Source organism: methane-oxidizing endosymbiont of Gigantopelta aegis (assembly GCF_016097405.1).
GTDB lineage: Bacteria > Pseudomonadota > Gammaproteobacteria > Methylococcales > Methylomonadaceae > Methylomarinum.
Genome location: NZ_JAEHGD010000005.1, coordinates 5,283 through 10,285, shown reverse-complemented (window position 1 = coordinate 10,285; position 5,003 = coordinate 5,283). Strand labels below are relative to the sequence as shown.

Here is a 5,003-nt window from a genome sequence, read left to right as displayed (position 1 = left end):
GTCAGTGATGGTGAAAAACAGGACAACCATCTGCCTATTTTTATCGGTCAAGAAGAGGGAAAATCTTACATTGGCGCTTTAAAGCTTATTATCCCGGCTGTTTTTATCATTATTATGCTGTTTTTTATGTTTCGACAATCTAAGTTAAGCCAAGGATGAATAAACGCTTAAAAGTCAGCCGATTTATTTACCAATACAAAATGATGAGAAGATTTTGCCGAGCAAGTCGTCGGCGGTGAATTCGCCGGTTATTTCGGCGAGGGCATTCTGTGCTAGGCGCAGGTCTTCGGCGACCAGTTCGCCGGATTGCTGTTCGAGTTGAGCTAAAGCATTGCTGATGGATTGTTCGGCCTGTTTCAAGGCTTCGATGTGGCGCTGGCGGGCGATAAAAACATCTTCGCTGGCGGCATTGAAGCCGACACTTTTTTTCAGATAATCGGTCAATAAATCCATTCCTGCGCCAGATTTAATGGATAAATAAATCTGGCAATCCTGCGAGGTTTCGACAATTTCGGGTTCAATGCCGAGCAAGTCGATTTTATTGTAGATTTTTGTGACATCAATATCAGGTGGCAGTGATTTCATAATGTCATCGACATCAGGGTCTGTGCTGTCGATCAATAGCAGCACTTTGTCCGCTTTCTTTATTTCATGATGCGCACGGCGAATACCTTCTTGCTCCACGGCATTACGGCTTTCTCTGAGGCCTGCGGTATCGACAATATGCAGGGGCATGCCGTCGAGTTGAATATGTTCTCTTAAGATATCGCGGGTTGTGCCGGCCTCGTCAGTGACGATGGCGGCATCGTGCCCTGCCAGCGCGTTAAGCAGGCTGGACTTCCCCGCATTGGGTTTGCCGGCCAATACGATGGTCATGCCTTCGCGCAGCAGGCGGCCTTGTCGGGCTGTTTGTAGAATTTGCCTTACGCTGTCAAGTAAGGCTTGCAGTTTTGTCTGGACGATACCGTCGCTGAGGAAGTCGATTTCTTCATCGACAAAATCAATGGCGGCTTCGACATAGATTCTGAGTTCGGTCAGTTCATTGACCAGCGCGTTAATTTTTTCAGAAAAAAGGCCTTGTAAAGATTTTTGTGCAGAACGAACCGATTGCTCGGTACTGCTTTCAATCAGATCGGCAATAGCCTCGGCCTGGGCTAGGTCAATTTTGTTATTGAGGAAGGCTCGTTCGCTGAATTCACCTGGTTTTGCCAGGCGTGCGCCACATTCTAGCACTCGCTTAAGCAACATATTAAGGACTACGGTGCCACCATGACCCTGAAGTTCCAGTATATCTTCACCGGTAAATGACGCAGGTCCTGGAAAATAAAGCAGAATGCCGGAATCGATAGTCTGTTGCGCAGCGTCCAGAAAAGGCGAAAAAATCGCCATTCTGGGGGTGAGCTTTTTAGGTGAGATGCGCCCTGCAATCTGTTGCACTGCCGGGCCTGAGATACGGATGATACCGACGCCACCATTTCCAGGGGGAGTGGCTATGGCGGCAATGGTGTCGGTATCAAAAGAGGACATGCTTATTTTTCGGCTTCAATTTGTCGGGTGATATACCACTGCTGAAGAATGGACAACGTGTTGTTCCAGACCCAGTACAGCACTAAACCTGCCGGGAAGAACAGGAAGAAAATGGTAAACACTATCGGGAACATTTTCATAATCTTCGCCTGTAATGGGTCGACTGGCGCCGGATTCAGGCTTTGTTGAATCTTCATGGTAATCCCCATCAGAATTGGCAAGATATAGAACGGATCTTGTGCCGATAAGTCTTGAATCCAGAGCGCAAATTCGGCCTGCCGCAGTTCCACGGTTTCCACCAATACCCAATACAGCGAAATGAAGACCGGAATCTGCACCATAATCGGTAAACAGCCGCCCAGAGGGTTTACCTTTTCCCGTTTGTACATTGCCATCATTTCGGTATTGAAGCGTTGACGATCGTCTTTGTATTTTTCTTGCAGCGCTTTCAGTTTAGGCTGAATTTTGCGCATTTTTGCCATTGACCGGTAGCTGGCCTGTGACAGTTTAAAGAACAATAATTTAATGACTAGCGTCACGCCCAAAATAGCGACGCCCCAGTTACCGACATAGTCATGGATTTCATTCAGCAGCCAGTAAATAGGTTTGGCGATGATGGTCAGCCAGCTATAATCGACGGTGAGTTCTAAGCCTTCGGCAACCTGTTCCATCAGCGGTTGAATTTTAGGTCCGGCAAATAAATGCGCCGTATAGACATGGTTATCATGCGGAGCGACTTCATAAGCGGGTGAGTAGGTGCCAATCACATAGCGCCAGCCTTTAAGTTCTTTGGTGTACAGGTGATTTTCCTGGTCGGCCGGTGGCACCCAGGCGGCGGCAAAATAATGTTGTACCATGGCTGCCCAGCCGCCTAATGTGGCGACATCGAGATTTTGTTCGGCCATGTCTTCAAAGTCAATTTTCTGGTACTTGTCTTCCTGCGTATAAATCACGCCACCCGCATAAGTCCGAATGAAATTATTGCCTTTTTTATCGGTATAAGGCACGCGCAGCAGTTGGCTGTATTGACGGCCAGACCAGGCCGTGTCAGTGTCGTTATTGACTTTGTGCTCAAGGGTGACGTCATAACTGCCTTTTTTGAATATGTAGGTTTTGGTGACCGTCAAGCCCTGGTTATTAGTCCAGGTTAAAGGGACGACCAGTGTGTCAGCGCCTTGATTCAATTCGTAATGTAAACTTTCCGCTTTAAAAATAGCATGATGGTTGGGGGCTGTTGATGAGCCATCGGCAGCAATCAGACCATTTTGCGCCAGATAAAGGCGATCTGGATGGGTGTCGAACAAACGAATGGGTGATTTGTCGACAACGACAGGGTCGAGTCCCACCATTTCGCGCAATTTATTGACCCAGGTGTTTTCTTTTTCTTTTGGGTATTGCAGTAAATCTAGGTTGCGTAAGGTGCCCCCTTCGGTATCGATTTCAATAGCGATAACATCGGTTTTAACCCGAATAATCTGATTTTTTGGCGCATTTTCTTCCATGCCGGCTTTTACAGGCGTTGTGGTGTCGCTGTTAATTGCATTATTCTGATTTCCACCCTGCCCGGCGATAACGGGTGTCTCAGAGGCAATAATCTGCGGTTTAGGGCCGTAATCGAACTGCCAGGCTTCCCAAATCATATAGGAAATCATCACGAAAGCCATGATGAGTACAAATCTAAGATTATCCATTATTTTTTACCAAAATTATTCTAAAAACGGGTTGCGATGCAAAACAAACGGGCATTTTATCAGGCATTGTAAGATGCGTTAAGAAACTTTGTGTGCTTTACACAAAGCATGATGAACGGAGAGGTAATCAAGGATAAAACGGCAGGGCTTAATTGATAAAAGATACTGTGGAAAAGTGTAATAAATAGTGTATCCCACCGGTTTTTTTGAGATTAATCTGTGCCTGAAGGCACAGAATTTACGCTGCCGAGTTGTTTGTTGAGTTTACGCCAGTGCTTTTCCAATGATTTTCTTAATTGTTCGGAGCTTGCCGTTGCTGAATCTTTGCGGGCTAAAACAACAAAATCAATATTCTTGAGCTTATGTTGCTGTAAACGAAAGCTTTCCCGTGCAGCGCGTTTTAAAATATTTCGGATAACGGCTTTTTTGATATTTTTTTTAGCGATTGCAAGGCCGAGTCTGGGGTGCCCCAAATTATTCTCGATTGCTAATACGGTAAAATAACGATCTGTCGAACGTTTGGCGTTCGAAAAGACCTTTTTATAATCGTTGGCCGTCCGTAGCCTGAGCTGAACGGGAAACGCAAAGTTTTGCGCTGACAAATTAAACAGTCAGCGATTTGCGACCTTTCGCTCTACGAGCATTCAGCACTTTACGACCGTTTTTGGTTGCCATTCTTGCACGAAAACCGTGTGTTCTTGCGCGTTTGATTTTGCTGGGTTGATACGTTCTTTTCATTGCTCTGCCTAATTAACAAAATACGAGATATTAGAGAATCGGCAATAATACGGTAAATAATCGACTTTTGTCAATTTATATTATTGGGCGAGGCCTTGAAAAATACTTATTCCCCGCCTTTCTATATGGTATAAAGGAAATTCCCTTTACATGACTTCAAATTGATTATGTACGAAGACCTGGAAACGGCAGACTCTACTGAAAACCTGAAGCGGGTGGTGATTGATCCTGTCACACGGGTGGAAGGGCATGGAAAAGTCACCTTGTTATTGGATGAGGATAATAAGGTCAGGCAGGCGCGCTTACATATCGTCGAGTTTCGTGGCTTTGAACGTTTCATACAAGGCCGTCCTTATTGGGAACTCCCAGTTCTGGTGCAGCGCTTGTGCGGTATTTGTCCGGTCAGTCATCATCTGGCGGCGGCTAAGGCGATTGATCAACTGGTCGGTATTGATCCCGACAGTTTGCCACCTACAGCCGAAAAGCTTCGACGTTTACTGCATTTTGGTCAGGTATTACAGTCACATGCGTTGCATTTCTTTCATCTAGCCAGTCCTGATTTGTTGTTTGGGTTTGACAGCGATGTCAGCAAGCGCAATATCATCGCTGTGTTGGAGGAATTTCCGGATATCGGTCTCAAAGGTATAAAACTTAGAAAATATGGCCAGGAAGTTATCTGTATGATTACCGGTAAACGGATTCATGGTACCGGTGCAATACCCGGCGGCATGAATAAGTCACTCAGCCAGGAAGAGTGTGATTATTTACGGCAAGACATCGATGCGGTGATTCAATGGGCTGATGAGGCCGTTGCCTTGGTGCAAAAAGTGTATGAATCTAATTTACCGTATCATGATCAATTTGCCACCGTACCCAGTCATTTTTTGAGTTTGAGTCGTTCCGATGGCCGGCTGGAGCTTTATCATGGCGGTTTGCGGGCAAAAAATAAGCACGGTGACATGATTTTCGATCAGGTCGATTATTGCCAGTATAACGACTATATTCATGAAGCCGTCAAACCTTGGTCCTATATGAAATTTCCATTTC

General features: G+C 45.7%; 5 protein-coding genes. 1 reads left to right on the top strand and 4 read right to left on the bottom strand.

The window, feature by feature from the left end; genetic code table 11:
• Positions 1-183: 183 nt before the first annotated feature.
• The 4 genes from mnmE to rpmH form a co-directional block, all read right to left on the bottom strand.
• Positions 184-1,527, bottom strand: a complete 1,344-nt coding sequence (mnmE, locus tag JEU20_RS14580) for a tRNA uridine-5-carboxymethylaminomethyl(34) synthesis GTPase MnmE (RefSeq protein WP_198246877.1) — start codon at positions 1,525-1,527, stop codon at positions 184-186.
• Positions 1,528-1,529: 2 nt separating this feature from the next.
• Complete coding sequence (gene yidC / locus JEU20_RS14575; protein WP_198246876.1) at positions 1,530-3,218, bottom strand: membrane protein insertase YidC; 1,689 nt, start codon at positions 3,216-3,218, stop codon at positions 1,530-1,532.
• Positions 3,219-3,430: 212 nt separating this feature from the next.
• Entirely contained in the window at positions 3,431-3,820 is a 390-nt protein-coding gene (gene rnpA / locus JEU20_RS14570; RefSeq protein ID WP_198246875.1) for a ribonuclease P protein component, read from the bottom strand.
• Between the two features lies 1 nt (position 3,821).
• On the bottom strand, positions 3,822-3,956 hold the full coding sequence (gene rpmH / locus JEU20_RS14565) for a 50S ribosomal protein L34 (protein ID WP_198246874.1): 135 nt from the start codon (positions 3,954-3,956) through the stop codon (positions 3,822-3,824).
• Positions 3,957-4,123: 167 nt separating this feature from the next.
• On the opposite strand from rpmH, the gene JEU20_RS14560 reads away from it, so the two are divergent.
• The coding region (locus JEU20_RS14560; protein ID WP_198246888.1) for a Ni/Fe hydrogenase subunit alpha at positions 4,124-5,003 on the top strand (880 nt) is incomplete at its 3' end.

What these genes read in the sequence shown, in the direction of transcription:
- mnmE (WP_198246877.1), bottom strand. Translation starts at nt 1,527, where the DNA reads ATGTCCTCTTTTGATACCGACACCATTGCCGCCATAGCCACTCCCCCT.
- rpmH (WP_198246874.1), bottom strand. Translation starts at nt 3,956, where the DNA reads ATGAAAAGAACGTATCAACCCAGCAAAATCAAACGCGCAAGAACACAC.
- yidC (WP_198246876.1), bottom strand. Translation starts at nt 3,218, where the DNA reads ATGGATAATCTTAGATTTGTACTCATCATGGCTTTCGTGATGATTTCC.